Source organism: Roseomonas sp. KE2513, assembly GCF_016107305.1.
In the GTDB taxonomy this organism is placed as follows: Bacteria; Pseudomonadota; Alphaproteobacteria; order Acetobacterales; family Acetobacteraceae; genus Roseomonas.
In genome coordinates this window covers 300,617-317,412 of the sequence record NZ_RCVR01000002.1, presented here as the reverse complement: position 1 = coordinate 317,412, position 16,796 = coordinate 300,617, and the positions used below count along the sequence as shown (strand labels likewise).

15 protein-coding genes are annotated in these 16,796 nt (G+C 70.4%); 6 read left to right on the top strand and 9 right to left on the bottom strand.

Features of this window, described 5'->3' with window-relative positions; translation table 11 throughout:
* Positions 1-15 precede the first annotated feature (15 nt).
* Positions 16-1,749, top strand: coding sequence for an ATP-binding protein (locus tag D9599_RS03715; RefSeq protein ID WP_198379873.1), 1,734 nt, complete (start codon positions 16-18; stop codon positions 1,747-1,749).
* A gap of 294 nt (positions 1,750-2,043) precedes the next feature.
* On the top strand, positions 2,044-2,502 hold the full coding sequence (locus D9599_RS03710; protein ID WP_198379872.1) for a hypothetical protein: 459 nt from the start codon (positions 2,044-2,046) through the stop codon (positions 2,500-2,502).
* 14 nt (positions 2,503-2,516) lie between these two features.
* Here the strand turns inward: D9599_RS03710 and D9599_RS03705 are convergent, their stop codons facing one another.
* From D9599_RS03705 to D9599_RS03690, 4 genes are all read right to left on the bottom strand, one after another.
* Positions 2,517-5,822 carry a glycosyltransferase gene (locus D9599_RS03705; protein WP_198379871.1) on the bottom strand — a complete coding sequence of 1,102 codons (3,306 nt, stop codon included), beginning with the start codon at positions 5,820-5,822 and terminating at the stop codon, positions 2,517-2,519.
* 40 nt (positions 5,823-5,862) lie between these two features.
* On the bottom strand, positions 5,863-6,354 hold the full coding sequence (locus tag D9599_RS03700) for a hypothetical protein (protein WP_198379870.1): 492 nt from the start codon (positions 6,352-6,354) through the stop codon (positions 5,863-5,865).
* A gap of 6 nt (positions 6,355-6,360) precedes the next feature.
* Positions 6,361-7,413, bottom strand: a complete 1,053-nt coding sequence (locus D9599_RS03695) for a Gfo/Idh/MocA family protein (protein WP_198379869.1) — start codon at positions 7,411-7,413, stop codon at positions 6,361-6,363.
* A gap of 94 nt (positions 7,414-7,507) precedes the next feature.
* Entirely contained in the window at positions 7,508-8,251 is a 744-nt protein-coding gene (locus D9599_RS03690; protein WP_198379868.1) for an inositol monophosphatase family protein, read from the bottom strand.
* 91 nt (positions 8,252-8,342) lie between these two features.
* On the opposite strand from D9599_RS03690, the gene D9599_RS03685 reads away from it, so the two are divergent.
* The 4 genes from D9599_RS03685 to D9599_RS03670 all read left to right on the top strand — a co-directional run bounded on the left by D9599_RS03685 (position 8,343) and on the right by D9599_RS03670 (position 11,609).
* Positions 8,343-9,140, top strand: coding sequence for a 2-keto-4-pentenoate hydratase (locus tag D9599_RS03685; RefSeq protein WP_198379867.1), 798 nt, complete (start codon positions 8,343-8,345; stop codon positions 9,138-9,140).
* A complete protein-coding gene (locus tag D9599_RS03680; protein WP_198379866.1) occupies positions 9,140-10,105 on the top strand; it encodes a phosphoglycerate dehydrogenase in 966 nt (321 codons plus the stop codon). Before D9599_RS03685 ends, D9599_RS03680 begins: the two co-directional genes overlap by 1 nt.
* A 31-nt stretch (positions 10,106-10,136) precedes the next feature.
* A complete protein-coding gene (locus D9599_RS03675; protein WP_198379865.1) occupies positions 10,137-10,823 on the top strand; it encodes a cytidylyltransferase domain-containing protein in 687 nt (228 codons plus the stop codon).
* A gap of 75 nt (positions 10,824-10,898) precedes the next feature.
* On the top strand, positions 10,899-11,609 hold the full coding sequence (locus D9599_RS03670; protein ID WP_198379864.1) for a hypothetical protein: 711 nt from the start codon (positions 10,899-10,901) through the stop codon (positions 11,607-11,609).
* Between the two features lie 12 nt (positions 11,610-11,621).
* On the opposite strand, the gene D9599_RS03665 is transcribed toward D9599_RS03670, so the two are convergent.
* The 5 genes from D9599_RS03665 to D9599_RS03645 form a co-directional block, all read right to left on the bottom strand.
* The gene (locus tag D9599_RS03665) at positions 11,622-12,716 is read right to left on the bottom strand and encodes a glycosyltransferase family 1 protein (protein ID WP_198379863.1); all 1,095 of its coding nucleotides are present in this window, start codon (positions 12,714-12,716) and stop codon (positions 11,622-11,624) included.
* The gene (locus D9599_RS03660) at positions 12,713-13,807 is read right to left on the bottom strand and encodes a hypothetical protein (protein ID WP_198379862.1); all 1,095 of its coding nucleotides are present in this window, start codon (positions 13,805-13,807) and stop codon (positions 12,713-12,715) included. Before D9599_RS03660 ends, D9599_RS03665 begins: the two co-directional genes overlap by 4 nt.
* Entirely contained in the window at positions 13,804-14,442 is a 639-nt protein-coding gene (locus D9599_RS03655) for a DUF4214 domain-containing protein (RefSeq protein ID WP_198379861.1), read from the bottom strand. The genes D9599_RS03660 and D9599_RS03655 overlap by 4 nt, the downstream gene beginning before the upstream one ends.
* A gap of 136 nt (positions 14,443-14,578) precedes the next feature.
* On the bottom strand, positions 14,579-15,760 hold the full coding sequence (locus D9599_RS03650; protein ID WP_198379860.1) for a hypothetical protein: 1,182 nt from the start codon (positions 15,758-15,760) through the stop codon (positions 14,579-14,581).
* Positions 15,732-16,712 (bottom strand): NAD-dependent epimerase/dehydratase family protein, encoded by a 981-nt coding sequence (locus tag D9599_RS03645; RefSeq protein ID WP_198379859.1) that lies wholly within the window; start codon positions 16,710-16,712, stop codon positions 15,732-15,734. Before D9599_RS03645 ends, D9599_RS03650 begins: the two co-directional genes overlap by 29 nt.
* Between the last annotated feature and the right edge of the window lie 84 nt (positions 16,713-16,796).

Genomic DNA, 16,796 nt, shown 5'->3' with positions numbered 1-16,796 from the left:
GCGAAAGGACCTGCGATGAGTGCCTCAGTGACGAAGCTCCGCGTCAGGGACGAGGACTTCCTTGTCGCCTCGATGATCGAGCGCTGCCCGCGGACGATGATGATCCGCGAGCTCCTGCAGAACGCGCTGGAGGCAACGCAGGCGGTGCCAGAGGGCGAGCGCGTCGTCGAGTTCTCGGCCCGGATGGTCGATGGCGTGCCCAAGCTCGCCCTCTGGAACCGGGGCATCGGGCTGACCGGTGCCGAACTCTACGCGATGTGCGACATCGCGGCCTCCATCCGTAAGGAAAGCGGCCTCGACCGCAACTTCGGCATGGGGGCGAAGGTCGCCTCGCTGCCCTCGAACCAGCGCGGCATGCGCTACCGCTCCGCACGCGACGGCGTGGTGCAGGAGGTGGTGATCGGGAAGGTGGACGGCATCTACGGCCGCCTGCGGCGCCTGGGGCCGGATGGGGAGATGACGGAGGTGCTGTCCGTCCCCGGAAGCGAGCTCGAGGCGCACGACGCCTCCACCGACTGGATCGAGGTGTTGCTGCTCGGCAACGAGGCCGGGCAGGACACGGTTGCGAACCCCTATAACGGCCAGCCGCGCAGCTCCTGGCGCTGGCTGGTGGATGCCATCTGCAACCGCTTCTTCCGCTTTCCGCCCTCCGCACGGATTGTGCTGCAGGCCGGGGTCGCTGGCCTGCGCGCCCCGCGCCAGCTCGTCAGCCTCGCCGACCGCCTCCAGGCCCTCGATCACTACGAGCAGGTGAAGACGCCCGAGGGAATCATCATTCACTACGCCTACGACCCGCCGCACCCGACACGCGCGAACGTCAATGCCAGTCAGGGCACAGGGCCCGAGAGCGCCAACAGCATTGCGGGCCTCGTGCACCGGGACGAGATCTACGCGGTAAAGTCGGGTGCCGGCTGGTGGCGGGATGCGCCGAGCTACGGCATCGCCTTCGCGGCTCGGCATATCAGCATCCTCGTGGAGCTGCCGGACGACTACCCCGTGCTCCCGGAAGCCTATCGTGAGTTCCTGCGCTATCGCGACGGCAAGCAGGCACAGATCTACCTGCTCGACTTCGCAGGCCTTGTCGCCCGCAACCAGCCGCTCTGGCTCGCCAGGATCCTGGCCGAAGCGGCGCCGACGGCGACCTACACCGCCGAAGTGGAGAACGAGCTTCACCAGATGCTGGAGCAGCTCGGCGTGCCGAAGCAGCGGCCCCGCAGCCAGCCCTCGCTGGACCAGCCCCCGGCCCCGCTGCAGGACCCGAATGCCCCTCGTGTCGAACGGCCTCTGGTCGAACGGCCGCCTGTTGAACGGCCGCTCGTTCTGGAGTCCACGCCGGCCCTCTTTCTCCTGCGCGACCCTGCCGAGCTGGCGGACCGTGATCTCTTGCACCGGGCGGCCGGCTACTATCCGGAAACCCACCAGCTCCACGTCAATCTGACCTATCCGGCCGCGACGGAGTTGGCGCAGCGCCTCACCGACCTGGCTCCCGCGGACTTGGATCCGGAGCAGGTCACGAAGACGGCGATGATGATCGCGGAACGCGCCATGGTGCTGCGGATCGCCCGTGCGCTTGTTTACGCGCTGGCAAAGCGCAACCAGTCGCGCGACTGGCGCGATGCACATATGCGCGTAGCCCTCTCGCCCGAGGCCCTGACGCTGGCGGCGGATGATATCCGCACCGCTTGGCCGGAGGCCGAGGCTGCCATGCGTCAGGCAATGACTGCGTTGTCGAGCGTCGAGGCGGCCTGATCGCCTCCTCTCCTCTGGCCTCCCACCCGCCCTCCCGGCGTGGCGGGGGGGCCTTCCACGTTATCCGCTACGCGGCAGGCGTCGTGAGAGGCGCCGCCTGACTGGAGCGTGCGGACCGCCGAGAGGCCTGTTGATCGGTGCCGATAGGATGGGCCGCTCACCGCGCCGGCTTTCTCTCCTTGCCTCCGGCCTCACTTCGCGCAACAAGTTGCTCCTCACGATCTCGCGACGAACTGTGTGCCGACGATGGAGATTTCTGGCAGAGCAGACGCCTTGGCAACGCCCGGAGCCTGGATGTCGCCCGATGCCGTGCGCCTCTCCCTCGGAGGCGCCCGGCCGGATGTCGATCTGTTCGGCTGGTATGAGGCCGAGCCGGAGGGCCGCTGGTCGAGGGCCGCCTTCGCCGAGGTCATCATCCCGGCGCCGCCGGGCACCAATGGCGTGGTGATGCTGGAGTTGCAGGGCCGTGTCTTCGGCACGGCGATCGGCGGACCCGCCCGGGTGCGGTTATCGGCCGATGACGGCCCCTCGACTGAGGTCCTGTTCGGGAACGACCACTTCGCGGCCGTGCGGGCCGTCCTCCGCTTCGTGCCGGCCGGGGACCGACCGCGCAACCTGCGCCTCTCCCTCGTGCGGCTGGATCCCGTTTCGCCGGCGGAGGCCGGCGAGAGCGGGGACGAGCGCAAGATCGGCGTCTTCGCCCGCCGCATCACCTTCCACTGGAACTGGGGGGCGGGCGGCGAGGAGGCCTGATCCCGCGTCGGGCGTCACAGCGCCCAGCTGCGGCTTGCCTCCAACCAGCGGTGCAGCGCGTCCGCGCCACCCCTTGCCATGGACACGCGCAGCGCCGGCTGCCGCAGCACCGCCTCCAGGCTGTTCCAGTGCGGCGGGCGCAGAAGAAGCCCAGTCACCGACTGCTGCACGGATTGCCGCGCGTACCAGTTCGTGAAAGCCGCCATCACGGGTACGCCGGTGAGCCAGGCGAGGGCGATCAGCGCGCGCTCGTCCGCCGCGGCCTCTGGCAGCCAGAGGCCGCAGCACTCAACCCCTTTCGCGCCGAGCAGGCCGGCGAGCGGCACCGCAGCAGTCACCGCCTCGCCCTCGGGTGGAAGGCGCCGGGCCCTGCCGCCACCGGCGAGCACGAGATCGAGCCCGATCGGCGCCGTGAGCGCGTGCAGGGCCTCGGCGCCCACGGGCATGGCGCCATCAAGGCTGGCCGCGAGCAGGTAGGGCTGGCGCAGCCCAAGAGCGGCGCGGCCCCGAGCGATCCGGTGCAGCGGTGCTTCCTCCTCCATCTCGCGCATGCGCCGGAGGATCTCGCCGGAGGCGGGGCGGACAGGCCACATGCCCGGGAATGCCGCCACGGCCACATGGGCCGCCCGCAAACCAGGGCCGGTGGCTTCCGGCACGGTGCCGAAGATGTCGGGGCCGCCGAGGGCGACCGCGAGCACGCGCGGCCCGCCTTGGGCCCTGGCGGGCGCGGATGCCGCCTCCGCCGGAAGGAGAAGGTGGTCATAGGTGCCCCCCGCCTCGGCCAGCGCGGCCTCCGCCAAGGTTTGGCCGTTTCCGAGGAGGACGCGCTCCGTCGCGCTGCGGCGATCGGCCACCCGCCAGGCCGATTCCCGCCAGTGCTGCGGGAAGGCGGAGCGATAGGCGTCCATGGCATCGCGATGAAGATCGGCGAGGCGCGGCGGTCCGCCCGCCGCCGCCCCGCAGGCGAATTGCAGCAGCCGCAGCTCGTCGGTCCCCTTCCAGCGCGCGGTGTCCATCACCTCGGCCAGCAGCAGCGCCGGGCGGGCAGTCGTCAGCCGCGACAGGTCGAGTTCCAGCAGGCTCTGCGCGGCCGGAACGCGGCGGGAGCGCAGGGCGGCGAGCTTCGCGCCCTCGGGGGTTCGCAGATGGAGGCGCAGGGCGAGGGGACGCGGCGCGGAGAGGCGGAGCTGGACCCAGGCCGCGCCGGCGGGCAGCAGCAGGCCGAAGCGCGCGCTCGCCTGCCGCCCGGCCCGGCGCGGTTCGGCCGGCAGGAAGCCGGTCCAGGGCATCGGCGGCGCATCGGATGGAAGCAGCGGCGCGAAATCGGCGAGGATCGTCTCCGCCTCCCGCCCCAGCACCCTCAGCCGCTCGGGGGAGGGCGGCGCGGCGGGGGAGGCGGGGCGCAGGATTTCCACCTCGCTGAACCCTGGCAGCAATCCTTCCAGCGCGGTGTCGAAGCGCGCCGCGCGCTCGGAGGAGCCGTCATCCGCGATGGCGAGAAGGCGGCGGGGAGGGCGCGGGACCGTCTGCGCCCCCGCCAGCGCGGCGACGGCGGTGCGGGCGGCCTGAAGGGGCGCCCACCGCGCGGGGCTCGCCCAGTGGCGCCGGGCATCCGCGGCAAGGGCCTCGCGCTCGCCGGGGGCGGAGAGCAGCCGCCGGAGCGCGGCGGGAAACCTGCCGAGCGGCACCACCAGCCCAGCGGCGACGGCCGACGCCGCGAAGCCGCGGGCGGCGTGCGGCGTGCTGATGCTGGGCAGGCCGAGCGCGAGATACTGCGCGAGCTTCACGCTGGCTCCGCCGCCGGTCTCGACGGGATTGAGCGCGACGGACCAGGTGGCGAGGACGTCTCGCATCCGCTTGTCCGGCAGGACGCCGTGGCGGATGAGGTTGGCTGGCAGGGTGCCGGACAGGGTTTCGCCGACGCTGCCGACGATCTCGAAGACCACTTCGGGGAAAGCGGGCGCCAGCTCCTCCGCGATGAAGCGCGCCGCCGCCCGGTTCGGCCCGTGCGCCGAGGCGAGGAAGCCGGCGCGCAGGGGAAGCGCACCGGCCGGGTCGGCTTCCCGCGGCTCGTCCGCGAGCACGGCGTCGTGCGGGACGACGAGAACCTCCCGGTCCGCTCCGCGGAAATGCTCCGCGTCGGCCTCGCTGCAGCAGATGACGAGCCTGGCCGCCGCGGTGAGTTGCCTCTCGAGATCTTCCGTGAAGCTGGTGGCGAGCGCGGCCAGCGGATGGCCTTCCAGCAGCTCCGCCTTCAGCGGGCCCTCGACATTATGGGCGTGCAGGACCACCGACACCGACCCTGCCGCGCGCCGCAGGGCTGGAAGCAGCGGCGCCATGTAGGGATGCTCGAAGACGGTGGCGTCCAGCCGCGGGCCGAGCGCGCCCAGCAGTCTGGCGAGCAGTGGCATGTCAGCCACATGAGCGGCGCCGAGGAGATCGTGGATGGGTGCGTCGGCGATGCGCTGCAGGCTGCGCCCGAGAAGGCGCTGCGCGGCCGGACGCGGCAGGCACACCTCCAGCAGCGCCTCGCCATGAAGCACGAAGCGCGACTGTGGGCCGAGCGTGATCGCCACGACATCGCGCGAGAGGCCGCCCAGCAGGCCGAGGCTGCGCACCGCCCCGCCGTTGCGCGGGTTGTGCAGCGGGTAGTCGTTCAGGGCGAGCGTGACGGGCGTGCGCGGTGCCGGCGGCTCGGACGAGAGACGCGCCAGGCGCCCGGCGGGCGGGAAGGGGCCTGCCTCTTCCATCGCCGTGGGCGGCAAGCCGTAGAGAAGGCGGAAGACGTTGGCCTCGAGCGGGCTGGGGGAGAGAAGGAGCGCCGCGCGCTGGGCGAGGCCGTTCTCCAATGCCCATAGTTCGGCCCAGGCCGCCTCCAATCCGGGGCCGCGCAGCCCTTCCAGCACGGCACCGAGCATGAAGCCCGCCGGGCTATACACCTCAGGCCGGCCATGCCCGCGGCAGGCCCGCGCGGACCAGGGGGAGAAATGCAGGACGAGGTCCGCGTCCCCCGCGAGGCGCCGCAGCTCCGCGCGCAGCGGCGCGTTGCGCGCGGCCGCCGCGGCGAGGTCGAGGAGGAGGGTATCGCCCTGTAGCGGGGGCCGGGGCAGGGGTTCGCCGAGTGGCTCCAGGCCCTGGCGCAGCTCGCGCACGATGGAGCCGTGCTCGATGATCGTCCTGCCCTCCGTGCCGGGAAGAGGGGAGAAGAGGGTGGCGCTCCATCCCGGCGGAAGGGCGAGGCAGAAGTCGAGGGCGCGCGCATCGCCTGGCCCATCGCCGATCGCCAGCAGGCGAAGTCCTGGCGGGGGAGGGGAGGTCACGACTCCCGGTGTTGTCTTGGGCATGGCGGGGGCGGTGCGCTCAGGGCGGCGGCACGGGCGCGAGGACCAGGAGGAGCTGCTCGCCGCGCTCCGCGGCCTCGGCCGAGCCGAGCAGGCCTCGCATCATGTTGGCCGCAGGCCGACCCGCCCGCAGGCCGTTCAGGTGGAAGGCAAATCCGCCCGGATCGGGCTCACGCTGCAGGATCAGGCGGAAGCCGCCGGTCACGAGATCCTCGGGCGCGGCATCGGCGGAAAGGACGCCGTCGAGGCTGAAAGGTGCGAAATCCGCCCCGCGGGCACGGCCGTAAAGGCGCCACTCCTGCGGGCCCTCGCCCTCGGGAATGGAGCGGAAGAGAGCGCCGCCCGGCAGCGCCTCCATCTCCGGCAGCAAGGCGGGCTCCAGCTCCGCCGGACGACCTGCGAGGGCGAGGCCCCCCTGCCTGTCGCGCCACGCCCGTTCCGCCTCCTGCGCGAGGATCCCGCGCAGGCGGTTGCGGAAGAGTAGGGCCGCGAAGACGGGATCGTCGGTCAAGAAGCGTCAGTGGCCCTGGCTGTGGCCGACGATCTGCAGGTTCTCGTGGAGGTTGGGGGCGACGTTGTGTCCGTGGGCGTAGATGCAGTCCACGAGCGACATCACCTCGAGCGCCTGGCGGGAATTACCGGAGATCACGGGCATGCCGAGCGAGACAGCGTCCATGAAGTGCTCGGCCTCCTTCGCCCAGGAGGTGTCGACCTTGAAGTGCATCCGCTCCTCGCTGTCGAAGTTCGCGGCAGGCGCGGTGGCGCGGTTCTTGGCGATGGTCAGCTCCTCCTCGCCATAGGTGCCGGAGGAGGTCTTCAGCCCGTTGAGCACGAGGTAGCCGCGCTCGAGGAAGACCTCGAGCGAGAAGAGGTGGCGCCACTGCGTCATCGTGGAATGAAAGGAAACCTCCACGCCCGTCTGGCTGCTACGCATGATGGCGAAGACATTGTCCTCGATGCCCGGAATTTTCCAGTAGCGGCTGGAGACCATGGCGTGCACCTGGTCGAAGGGCGCGCCGGTCATGTGCAGGAAGAGGTCGAGCATGTGGATGCCCTGGTCGAGCAGGATGCCACCGCCGGCGCGCTCGCGGTCGGCGCGCCAGGTCTTCAGGTAGTCGCCGTCCACGCTCTTGCCGTAGCGGCCGCGCATCCACAGCATGCGGCCATAGGCGCCGCTGTCGATCACCTGCTTCATCTTCATCACGCCCGCATGGTGGCGGTGGTTGAAGCCGTACATCAGCACCCGGCCGGACTCGCGCTCGGCCTGCATGATCTCGCGCACCTCGTCCGCGTTGAAGGCGGGCGGCTTCTCGCAGAAGACGTGCTTGCGGGCACGGAGCGCCGCGATGGTGAGCGGCTTGTTCACCTCGTTTGTGGCGCAGACGAGGACGATGTTGATCTCGGGGTCGTTGATGATCTCCTCCGCCGAGGCGGCAACCGCGTAGGGCGTGTCGGCGGGAAGGTTGACGTCATAAACCTTCACCACGCGCGCCCGGCCATCCTCCCGCAGGGCTGCAGCGCGGATCTGCCCCATTTTGCCAAAGCCGATGATGCCGACGTTGTGGGCCATCTGTGCCTACTCCGGATCTAGTTTGCGTCGCTGCGGGTTGCGGGGGAGGAAATCGGCGCCGGGAAGCCTGGCGCGGCGGGCATGGAGGGGCGCATCAGCGCTCCACCAAGACGTTCACGGCGTCGCCCTCGAGCGCTTCGCAGAGGATATTTCGCGCGCCGGCGCCCTCGGCGAGGGCGAGGCCCGCCGCCACGTCCCACCACATGATGCCGCTCTCGGTGTAGCCATCGAGCCGGCCAGCCGCGGTCCAGGCGAGGGAGAGAGCGGCCGAGCCGAGCATGCGCATCTTCGTCCAGCCCGCCGTCAGGGTGCCGAGGCGCGACAGCGTGACGTTGACGTCGGCCTTGGAAGGAAAGCCGGTGGCGAGCATCTGCCGGGCCGGGGCGGGTTGCACCACCATCGTCCCGTTGAGGCTGAGGCCGAGGCCCGCGCCCCCCGTGAACAGCTCATCCCGCTCCGGGTCGTAGATGGCGCCGAGCACCGCGCGGCGCCCGGCGCAGAGCGCGATGGAAACCGCATAGAGCGGCAGCCCGCGGAAGTAGTTGAACGATCCGTCGAGCGGGTCGATCACCCAGTGAAGTTCGTCGCCCTCCGCCGCGCGCCCTGCCCAGCCGGCTTCCTCGCCGAGCACGGGGAGCGGATCGGGCTGGCGACCGAGGAACTCACGGATCATCGCCTCGGAAGCGGCGTCCTCCTGCAGCTTGATGTCACGGCCGATCTGGGAGGCCGGCGAGTTCCGCAGCAGCTTGGATTGAACGAGGTAATCGCGCGTGATCCGCGCAGCCTCGCCGGCCGTCAGCAGGAGCGACTGAAATCTTGGAGACGCAAGCGACGGCAAGTGAAAGTCCCTTTGGCGGCCAAGCTCACGAACTCTTTACAGTTGCTCGACCCCTGTGGCAATCAGAAAACGGTGAGTAAGGAGCGATTAGGTGCTGAATCAACACGATGCGCGCCATCGCGAGTTGGCGCTCAAGGTTGCCGCCGTGTTCGACGGTCTTGATGTCATCACGCCGTTACAGGATGAGCTTCCGCTGAATATTGAAGAAGCGGAAAGAATTGAAGACGAAATTGTTTTGCGGCTTGGGGGCATTGGTGCCTACAAGCTCGGCGCGACGATCTCGGCGGTGCGCGCGACCCTCGGCCTGCCGCGGCAGTTCTTCGGGCCCACGCCGCTGAACCGCACTTTCGAGGACGGCGCCGAAATCCCCGCGAACATCGCCCGCCAGCGCGGCGTCGAGAGCGAGTACGGCTTCCGTCTCGCGCGCGATCTCACCGAAGCGGATGCGGGCTTGGACGAGGCGGGGCTTCTCGCCGCCATCTCCACCGTCCACGCGACGATCGAGGTGCCGGGCTCGCGCTTCTCTGGCCTCGGCGCACATGGCGGCTTCGCGCTCGTCGCCGATGCCGGTGCAGTGGGCTCGCTGGTGGTGGGCGGTGGGCAGCCGCTCGGCGATCCCGCGCGCCTGAACGACGCGCCTGTCATTCTCGAGATCGAAGGGCAGGAGCCGGTGCAGGGTGGCGGCGCCATCATCGACGGCGGCCCGGTCGGCCCGCTGCTCGCCTTTGTCCGCAGCGCGCTCGCACGCGGCTACGCGCTGCGCGCGGGCCATGTCATCGTCACCGGCAGCTGCACGGGCTATGTGGAGGTGCCCGCGGGCAAGCGCGTGACCGCACGTTTCCCCGCGATCGGCGCGTCCGCCTCACTGCGCTTCGCGGAGGCCGCGTGATGGCCGTCACCACCGAGACGCGGATCGCGGTTCTCTCGCGCTCCTTCTCGCGTCATCCGGTGCTGCGGGCGGAGCTCGCGGCGCTCTACCCGAATGTCACCTTCAACGACACGGGCCGCACCCTGGTGGGCGCGGAGCTCGTCGAGTTCCTCCGCGGGCACGAGGCGGCCGTGGTGGCGCTGGAGGCGATCGGCGGCCCGCTTTTCGAGGCGCTGCCCGGGCTGCGGGTCGTCAGCAAGTACGGCGTCGGCCTCGACAACGTGGATCTCAAGGCTGCAGCCGCGCATGGCGTGCAGGTCGGCTGGACCGGCGGAGTGAATCGCCGTTCCGTGGCCGAGCTCGCCCTCTGCTTCATGATTGCGGGTCTGCGCGGCGTCACCACTTCGCAGGCCGAGATCCGAGCGGGCATCTGGCGGCAATATCTCGGCCGGCAGATCTCGGACGCGACGGTCGGCCTCATCGGCTGCGGGCATGTGGGCAAGGAACTTGCCCGGATGCTGCGCGCCATCGGGGTGCGTGTCCTCGCCCATGATATCCGCGACATCTCGGAGTTCTGCGCGGCCCATGGCGTGGAGAGCGTTGGCCTCGACGCGCTGATCGCCGAAGCCGACGTGGTGTCGCTCCATGTCCCCTCCACGCCGGATACGGCGAACATGATCGATGCCGGGCGCCTCGCGGCCATGCGCAAGGGCGCGGTGCTCGTGAACACGGCGCGCGGTGGCCTGGTGGACGAGGCGGCGCTGAAGGCGGCGCTGCAGTCCGGACAGCTCTCCGCCGCCCTCTTCGATGTCTTCGCAAGCGAGCCGCCGACGGACACGGAACTCCTCGGTCTGCCGAACTTCCTCGCGACAGCGCATATCGGCGGCAGCGCGAACGAGGCGGTGGTGGCCATGGGCCGCGCCGCCATTGCGGGGCTCGCGCAGGCCACGGACCCGCTCACCTTCCTCAGCCCCTGGGCACCCTGAACGGGGCCCGTTCAACCCGGACGAGACGAGCATGACGAACATCGCGATGATCCCGGCGCGGATGGGCAGCCAGCGCCTGAAGCAGAAGAACCTGCTGCCATTGCAGGGCGTGCCCCTCCTCGTGCACGCCGTGCGCAAGTGCCTCGCGGCCGGTGTCTTCGACGAGGTCTGGGTGAACTCCGAGCACGACACCTTCGGCGAGATGGCGGTGGCCGAGGGGGCGCACTTCCACAAGCGCCCGGCGGAGCTGGCGAACAACGTCGCCACCAGCGAGCAGTTCGTGGCGCAGTTCCTTGAGACGCATCCCTGCGACCGTCTCTTCCAGGTGCACTCCATCGCGCCGCTGCTGACGGTGGGCGAGATCGCGCGCTTCACCGAGGACATGATCGGCGGCGACTACGACGTCATGCTCAGCGTCGTGGACGAGCCGCTGGAGGCCTTCTGCCGCGGCGAGCCCGTGAACTTCACGCTGTCCGAGAAGACCAACTCGCAGGACCTGCCGCCGGTGCGCCGCGTCACCTGGTCGATCACGGGCTGGCGCAGCAGCACCTACCTGGCCGCCTTCAAGGGCGGGCAGTGCGCGACCTATGCGGGCAAGGTCGGGCTCAACAGCATCAACCGGCTCGCGGGGCACGTCATCAAGACCGCCGAGGACCTCGCGCTGGCCGAGGCGCTCTACCCGCTCGTGCACGACGTGACGCCGGTGGCCGCGCACTGAGCACCCTTCCGGCCGGGACGGGGGTGCAGTAGAGTCGCTCCGCATTCGGTTGGGGGAAGGATGGTCCGGCACTCGATGCAGGGCGGCGCGTTTGCCGCGGCGGATCTCCGGGGCGCCGCCGAATCGTCCGGCGCGCTCCCGGCCGACCACGCCCTGCAGCGCCGCATCCTCGACCGGTACGCAACGGAGCTCGCCGGCCTCTCGCCGGAGGCGGCGGCGGCATGGCTGCTGCAGCGGCTGGCGGCGATGGAAGCGATGCAACTCACCCTTAATTCCGGCGTGGGCCTGATGGAATGGGGCGATCCGGGGCCGGCCGCCGTGCAGGCGGTCGAGCCTCTCCAGCCCGAGCCCGAGCCCTCGCTCCCGACCGAGGCGCTGGTCGTCTGCGACCGGGAGATGCGGCAGGAGGGCTTCTACGACGCCGAGACGGGTGCGAACGGCCGTTCCTTCCGCTGGATCGGCCCTGAGCCGCGCGCGGCCGTCTTCCTGCCCCGCGTGGCGCAGCCGGCCGAGATCCGGCTCCTCGTCCACTCCGCCTTCTGCCCGGAGGTGCTGGGCGATGTCCGCGTCGCGCTCGATGGCGGCGCCTGGGCGACCGTAACCCTTGAGCAGGGGCCCGAGGGGCGCGTGCTGGTGGCGCAGCCGCCGCCAGCCGAGGTGTCCCGCGGTGGCGCCATGCGTCTCGACATTGACGTCGTGCGCACGGACTCGCCCCTCAACCGCGGCCAGTCCGACCCGCGCATGCTCGGTGTCGCACTCCGGGGGATCGAGGCGCGCTCGGTCTGAACCGGGTGGGCCTCAGGCGCCCAGCCAGTCCAGCACAGGCGCCGCCATCCGCTGCGGGCTGAAGGAAGCGGCCTGGGCAAGCGCCTTGGGCGCGAGTTCCGCCGCGCGGCGCACGTCAGACATCTCCTTCAGCGCAAGAGCGAACTCGTCCACCGAGAAGGGGTCGAAGAAGAGGCCGGCATTGCCGATCACCTCCGGGAAGCTGGAGGTGAGGGAAGCGAGCACGGGCTTGCCGAGGCTCATCGCCTCCACCGCCGGGATGCCGAAGCCCTCGTAAACGGAGGGGAGAACAAGGAACTCGGCCGACTTCAGCAGGCGGTACTTCACGAATTCCGAGACGAATCCGGTGAACTTCACGCGCTGCGCCACTTCCGGCCGCAGCCGCGCCAGGGCTTGGTCCACCAGCCAGCCGCGCTTGCCGATCACAAAGAAGGTGAGGCGCGAGGCGGCGACGGCGGGATGCTCCAGCGCGCGCAGCAGCAGGTCGAGGTTCTTGCGCGGCTCGATCGTGCCGATCACCACGGCGTAGCGGTCCAGCTCCACCGGCGGAAGGTTGCGCTCATAGGCCGCGAATTCCTCGGGCCAGTCCACGTATTGCATGAGCAGGCGCGTGCGGCGCTCGGCCCAAGGAAAGGTGGCGCAGACCGCGCGCCGCGTCGCCTCGGAGACGCAGAACACCACCTCGTCGGTCGAGAGCTCGTTGCGCAGTGGATCGAGGTGATGGGCGACATTCCGCTCGTCATGCGTCTCCGGCATCACAAGCGTGCTCATGTCGTGGATCGTGCTCGCCTCGCGCGGCACGATGTTCGGGTGGGACTTTACCGAGGGGTAGAAGAGCGGCAGGGCAGGGTCCAGCGGCGGGCGCTCCGCCGCGTCGCGCTTGTCGAGTTGCGCGCGCAGGAAGGCGCCGGAGCCGTGGCGGATGGTCTCGCGCACCTCGGCGGCGTGGAGCTGCATCATCCGCACGCTGAAGGAGAGGTCCAGCCGCCCGCTGGCATCGAGCGCCTGCACGAGGCGCCGGGTAAAGACGGAGATGCCGGTCCACTGGTCCTCGAGCAGCGGGCCAATATCGATGTTCAGGCGCGGGCGCGTGGCCGTCGTGCTCATGGCGCCTCGCTCAGCGTCACGCGCGGCACCTCGCCGACCGCGTCCTGGCGGAGCACGGCGACCGGCCGCCCGAGCCAGGAGGAGAGGAGGTTGCGAAAGCGGTTGACGGGGTTCGTCCCCACCGGAACCTCGATCCGCTCGGCCGCACCGTAGAAGTCGAGACCGTAGCGCCAGAAGGCGATGCCAGGATGTATCAGTAGCGAATCCATTCGTAGCCCGCGCGGCGGCGCCGTGACGAACTGCACGTTCCGAGAAGGGCTGCGCGGGAAGGCGACGCGCGTTTCCGAGAAGGCGAGCGTCGCGGCCGCCATCCGGTCCGTTGCGCTCGGCGAGCCCTCGGGCCGCGAGAGTTCCAGCAACAGCCGCTCTGGCCCGCCGAAGATCGCGCGCTGCACCCTCTCCGCGAGGTCCCGCATGAAGACTCCGTCGGCCAGGGCGGTCTCGCTCAGGGGAACGTAGCGGACCGGCCGGTCCTCCGGCAGCGCCTCGCCGGCGGGCGCCGCCTTGACCGGCCGCGGGTCGGCATCGTCGTGGAGCCGGGCGGCGAGGAAGGGGAAGCGCTCCACCCGCCCCGTATCGGGCGTGGTGCGCAGCCGGAGATGCACCCCCGGCGGACGGTGCCAGGCGCCACCGCAGCGAAAGGCCAGGCCGCCGTTGATCTGGGAGGCGAGGCCGCTGAACAGCTCGGGCGCGATGCCGATCAGGCGCCGCAGCGCCGCCTCCTGCGCGGGGATGCCGCGGGGGTAGAAGAACATGTGGTTGCGCAGCCCAGGCAGGGTGCGAAGCGTGTGCCCGTCGGTGAGGATGACGTGGTCCCGCGCGTTGCCGATGCGGTCGTCGAGCCAGGCGCGGGAGCGGCCATGGGTGAAGATCTCAGGCCGGGCCACGAATTGCAGCGGCACCGACTGCGCGTCCGCCTCGGCCGAGAGCAGCGCGAGCGCCGCGCGAAGCTCGACGGGCATGGCGATGTCGCGCAGCACCTCGCGCCCGAAAAGCGAGCCGGGCAGGCGCAGCCGGTCGATCCAGGATCCGGGGATGGAAACCAGCAGGCGCCCCCGGAACTCGGGCAGCGCCGCGTTGCCCTCGCTCATGACCGGCGGAACACGAAGGCGGGCGAGTTGGGGGCGGCGAGGAAGCGCGGGCGTGCGTGGAACTCGTCGCTGGCCGCGAGCAGGGCCAGCAGCCCGTAGGGCGAGAGCGCGCCCATCTCCAGCAGCGGGCCGTAGATGGCCAACCCGTCCAGGTCCACCGGCCGGCCGAGGACGTAGACATAGGCCGTGTGGATGAAGTCATCGATGCCGCGCCGGGTCATGAAGTCCTCCAGCACCGGGCCGTAGGCGCGGAGCTGCTCGATGGCGCCCGTCACGGTCGGATCGGCGGCGATGACCTTGGCGATGGTGTTGCAGGAGGGCTCGGCGCCCGCGCGGATCGGCAGGACGCGCGGCGCCTCGATTTCCCGCCCGTTCCCGGGAACGCTCAGTTCGAGCGGCGTCGCGGCCGCTTCTTCAACGGGCAGGGAGAGGCGCAGCCGGAAGGCGCACCAGCCGTGGCCGAATCGAACATGGGCCAGATCCGCACGGAAGAGGTTCGCGTGGCCCGCGGCGAGTTCCTCTCCTTCGGGGCTCCTGACGAGGACAGGGAGCGTCCGGTCGGGCTCCTCATCGTCGAAGCACCAGCCCTCGACGAAGCCGAGGGGGGTGAGCGCGTCCAGGTGTCCCCGGATCACGGCGCCGAGTAGTCGGGCATGGAGGGTTCCGGTTTCACCATCTTCATCGCGGGGCGCCCGCGCCGCGATATTTCCGCACAGTCGCTGCGCCTTGGCAAGAAGTGGCGGGGCGGTCGCCGGGGCGCGATCCGCCGGATCAGGGCAGCATGTAGCAGCTCTTGGCCTTCGCCTCGTCGCTCTGCAGCAGGGCGCGGCGGACCTCCCGCAGGGAGATCAGCCCGACATTCTGCCGGTAATACTCCTCGTCGTCCGGCAGGCGGTCCATGAGGAGAAGCCAGAGCGTGTCGAGCTGCTCACGGGTCACCGGGCGGTCCGGGTTGCTCAGGCGCTGTCGCATCGCCGCCAGCTCCGCGTCGAAGGCGTGCCGGCGATGCTCGACGCAGGCCTCGCGCTTCATCCGGATGATCTCATCCACGGCGGTCCGGGTGATGACGGGCGGCTGCGCGGGCGGCGCGGTCACGTAGGCCATCTCGTCGAAGCCCAGCACGCTGAAATCCGCGGGGCGGAAGGATTCGCCGAGCGCGCCGATGTAGCGGGCGTAGCAGACATCGGTGTTGATCCGGGCGAAGCCGAGATCGGCGCAGGCCATCGTCTTCGCCACGTCCTGAGAGGAGGCGGTGTGGGCAACCGCCTTCTCCGCGTAGAGCTCGACGATGCGCAGGTCCGGCCGAGCGCGGTAGTCCACCTCCGCATAGACTTGCAGGAAGGGCTCCAGCCAGGGCTGCATGGCCTTCCAGCAGCGGCGCGTCAGGCCGAAGCCCCAGTGGTGCTCCAGCGGCACGAGCCGGGGCGCGGCCGGATCGGAGGGGATGGCGTGGTCCCCATAGGCGGCGATGTAGCCGACCTCCGGATGCGGGCCGAGCTGGCGGCGCATCTCCTCGAGCATGCAGAGGTACCAGGGGCCGAGTTCGAGGTCCTCCTCGAAGAAGTAGCCGATCTCGGCGTGCAGCCGGCGGAAGACGAGCTCCTCGCCACGCTGGATGTTCATCGCGACGCCGAGGTTCTCCGGGGAGGCGTGCACCGTGCCCTCGGGGAAGTGCTCGCGGAACACCGCGATGCTCCTCTCGATGAGGGCGGGATCGCCGTAGACGACGCCCGAGCGCGGGGAGCGCGAGCCGTCCTGCATGAGGTGCATCTGCCGCCCCGTGACGGCCACGCCTTCCTGCGCCTTCAGAGACTGGCAGAGTCGCCCGAGGTAGTCGGGCCGGGTAAAGGAGAAGATGACGATCGGCGGGGCGACGAGCGGCAGGAAGGCGGGAATGGCTAAGCCCTCCGCTCCGGCCCGCGCCTCATCCGAAGTGCCCTCGCCACCAGCCAACGAAGTGGCCGAGCCCGTCGCGCAGGTCGGTCGTCGGCTCCCAGCCGAAATCGCGCTTCATGGCCGAGACGTCGGCGAAGGTGGCCGGCACGTCGCCGGGCTGCATCGGCTGGAGCACGCGGACGGCCTTCACCCCCAGCAACTCCTCCAGGATGGAGACCATGTCGAGCAGCTCCTCCTGCCGGCTGTTGCCAATGTTGTAGAGGCGGTGGCCACCATCGGCGGGCGGATTGTCCAGCGCGGCAATTACGCCGGCCACGATGTCGTCCACGAAGGTGAAGTCCCGCCGCATCCGCCCGCCGTTGAAGAGCTTGATCGGTTCCCCCTTCAGCATGGCGTCGGTGAAGAGCCAGTAGGCCATGTCCGGCCGGCCCCAGGGGCCATAGACGGTGAAGAAGCGGAGCCCCGTGAGCGGCAGGCGGTAGAGCTGGGTATAGACCTTGCTCATCAGCTCCCCCGCCGCCTTGGTCGCGGCATAGAGGGAGGCGGGGTTGTCCACCCGGTCCGTCTCGCGGAAGGGCCCGTCCGTGCGCGAGCCGTAAACCGAGCTGGTGGAGGCATAGACGGTGTGGCGGATGCGTCCTTCGCTCCGCCGGATGCCCTCGAGGATGCCGAGATGCCCGGTGACGTTGGCGGCCGCATAGGCGAAGGGCGCCTCCAGCGACCAGCGCACCCCCGCCTGGGCGCCAAGATGCGCGACGCGGTCGATATCGGGCTCGGCGGCCATCATCCCCAGCAGCGCCTCGGTATCCGCGAGGTCGATCCGGTGCATGCGGAAGGCGCCGGGCGGCGCATTCCCGGTAAGGGCGGCCAGCCGCGCCTCCTTCAGGGCAGGGTCATAATAGGGATTGAAGTTGTCGAGGCCGATGACCCGCTCCCCGCGCGCGAGCAGGGCGCGGCAGAGATGGGCGCCGATGAAGCCCGCGGCCCCCGTGACAAGGACGCTTCCCACGCTCAGCCCATCCCGCCGGCGGGGTGGGGGAGGCGGCGTGCCGTGGCCGCCGGGGAGCGGAGAAGCATGGGGCTGTTTCCTGTG

Excerpts from the sequence above, each read along its gene's own strand:
- D9599_RS03715 (WP_198379873.1), top strand. The coding sequence starts at position 16 with ATGAGTGCCTCAGTGACGAAGCTCCGCGTCAGGGACGAGGACTTCCTT.
- D9599_RS03710 (WP_198379872.1), top strand. The coding sequence starts at position 2,044 with ATGTCGCCCGATGCCGTGCGCCTCTCCCTCGGAGGCGCCCGGCCGGAT.
- D9599_RS03695 (WP_198379869.1), bottom strand. The coding sequence starts at position 7,413 with ATGGCCCACAACGTCGGCATCATCGGCTTTGGCAAAATGGGGCAGATC.
- D9599_RS03680 (WP_198379866.1), top strand. The coding sequence starts at position 9,140 with ATGGCCGTCACCACCGAGACGCGGATCGCGGTTCTCTCGCGCTCCTTC.
- D9599_RS03675 (WP_198379865.1), top strand. The coding sequence starts at position 10,137 with ATGACGAACATCGCGATGATCCCGGCGCGGATGGGCAGCCAGCGCCTG.
- D9599_RS03670 (WP_198379864.1), top strand. The coding sequence starts at position 10,899 with ATGCAGGGCGGCGCGTTTGCCGCGGCGGATCTCCGGGGCGCCGCCGAA.
- D9599_RS03665 (WP_198379863.1), bottom strand. The coding sequence starts at position 12,716 with ATGAGCACGACGGCCACGCGCCCGCGCCTGAACATCGATATTGGCCCG.
- D9599_RS03660 (WP_198379862.1), bottom strand. The coding sequence starts at position 13,807 with ATGAGCGAGGGCAACGCGGCGCTGCCCGAGTTCCGGGGGCGCCTGCTG.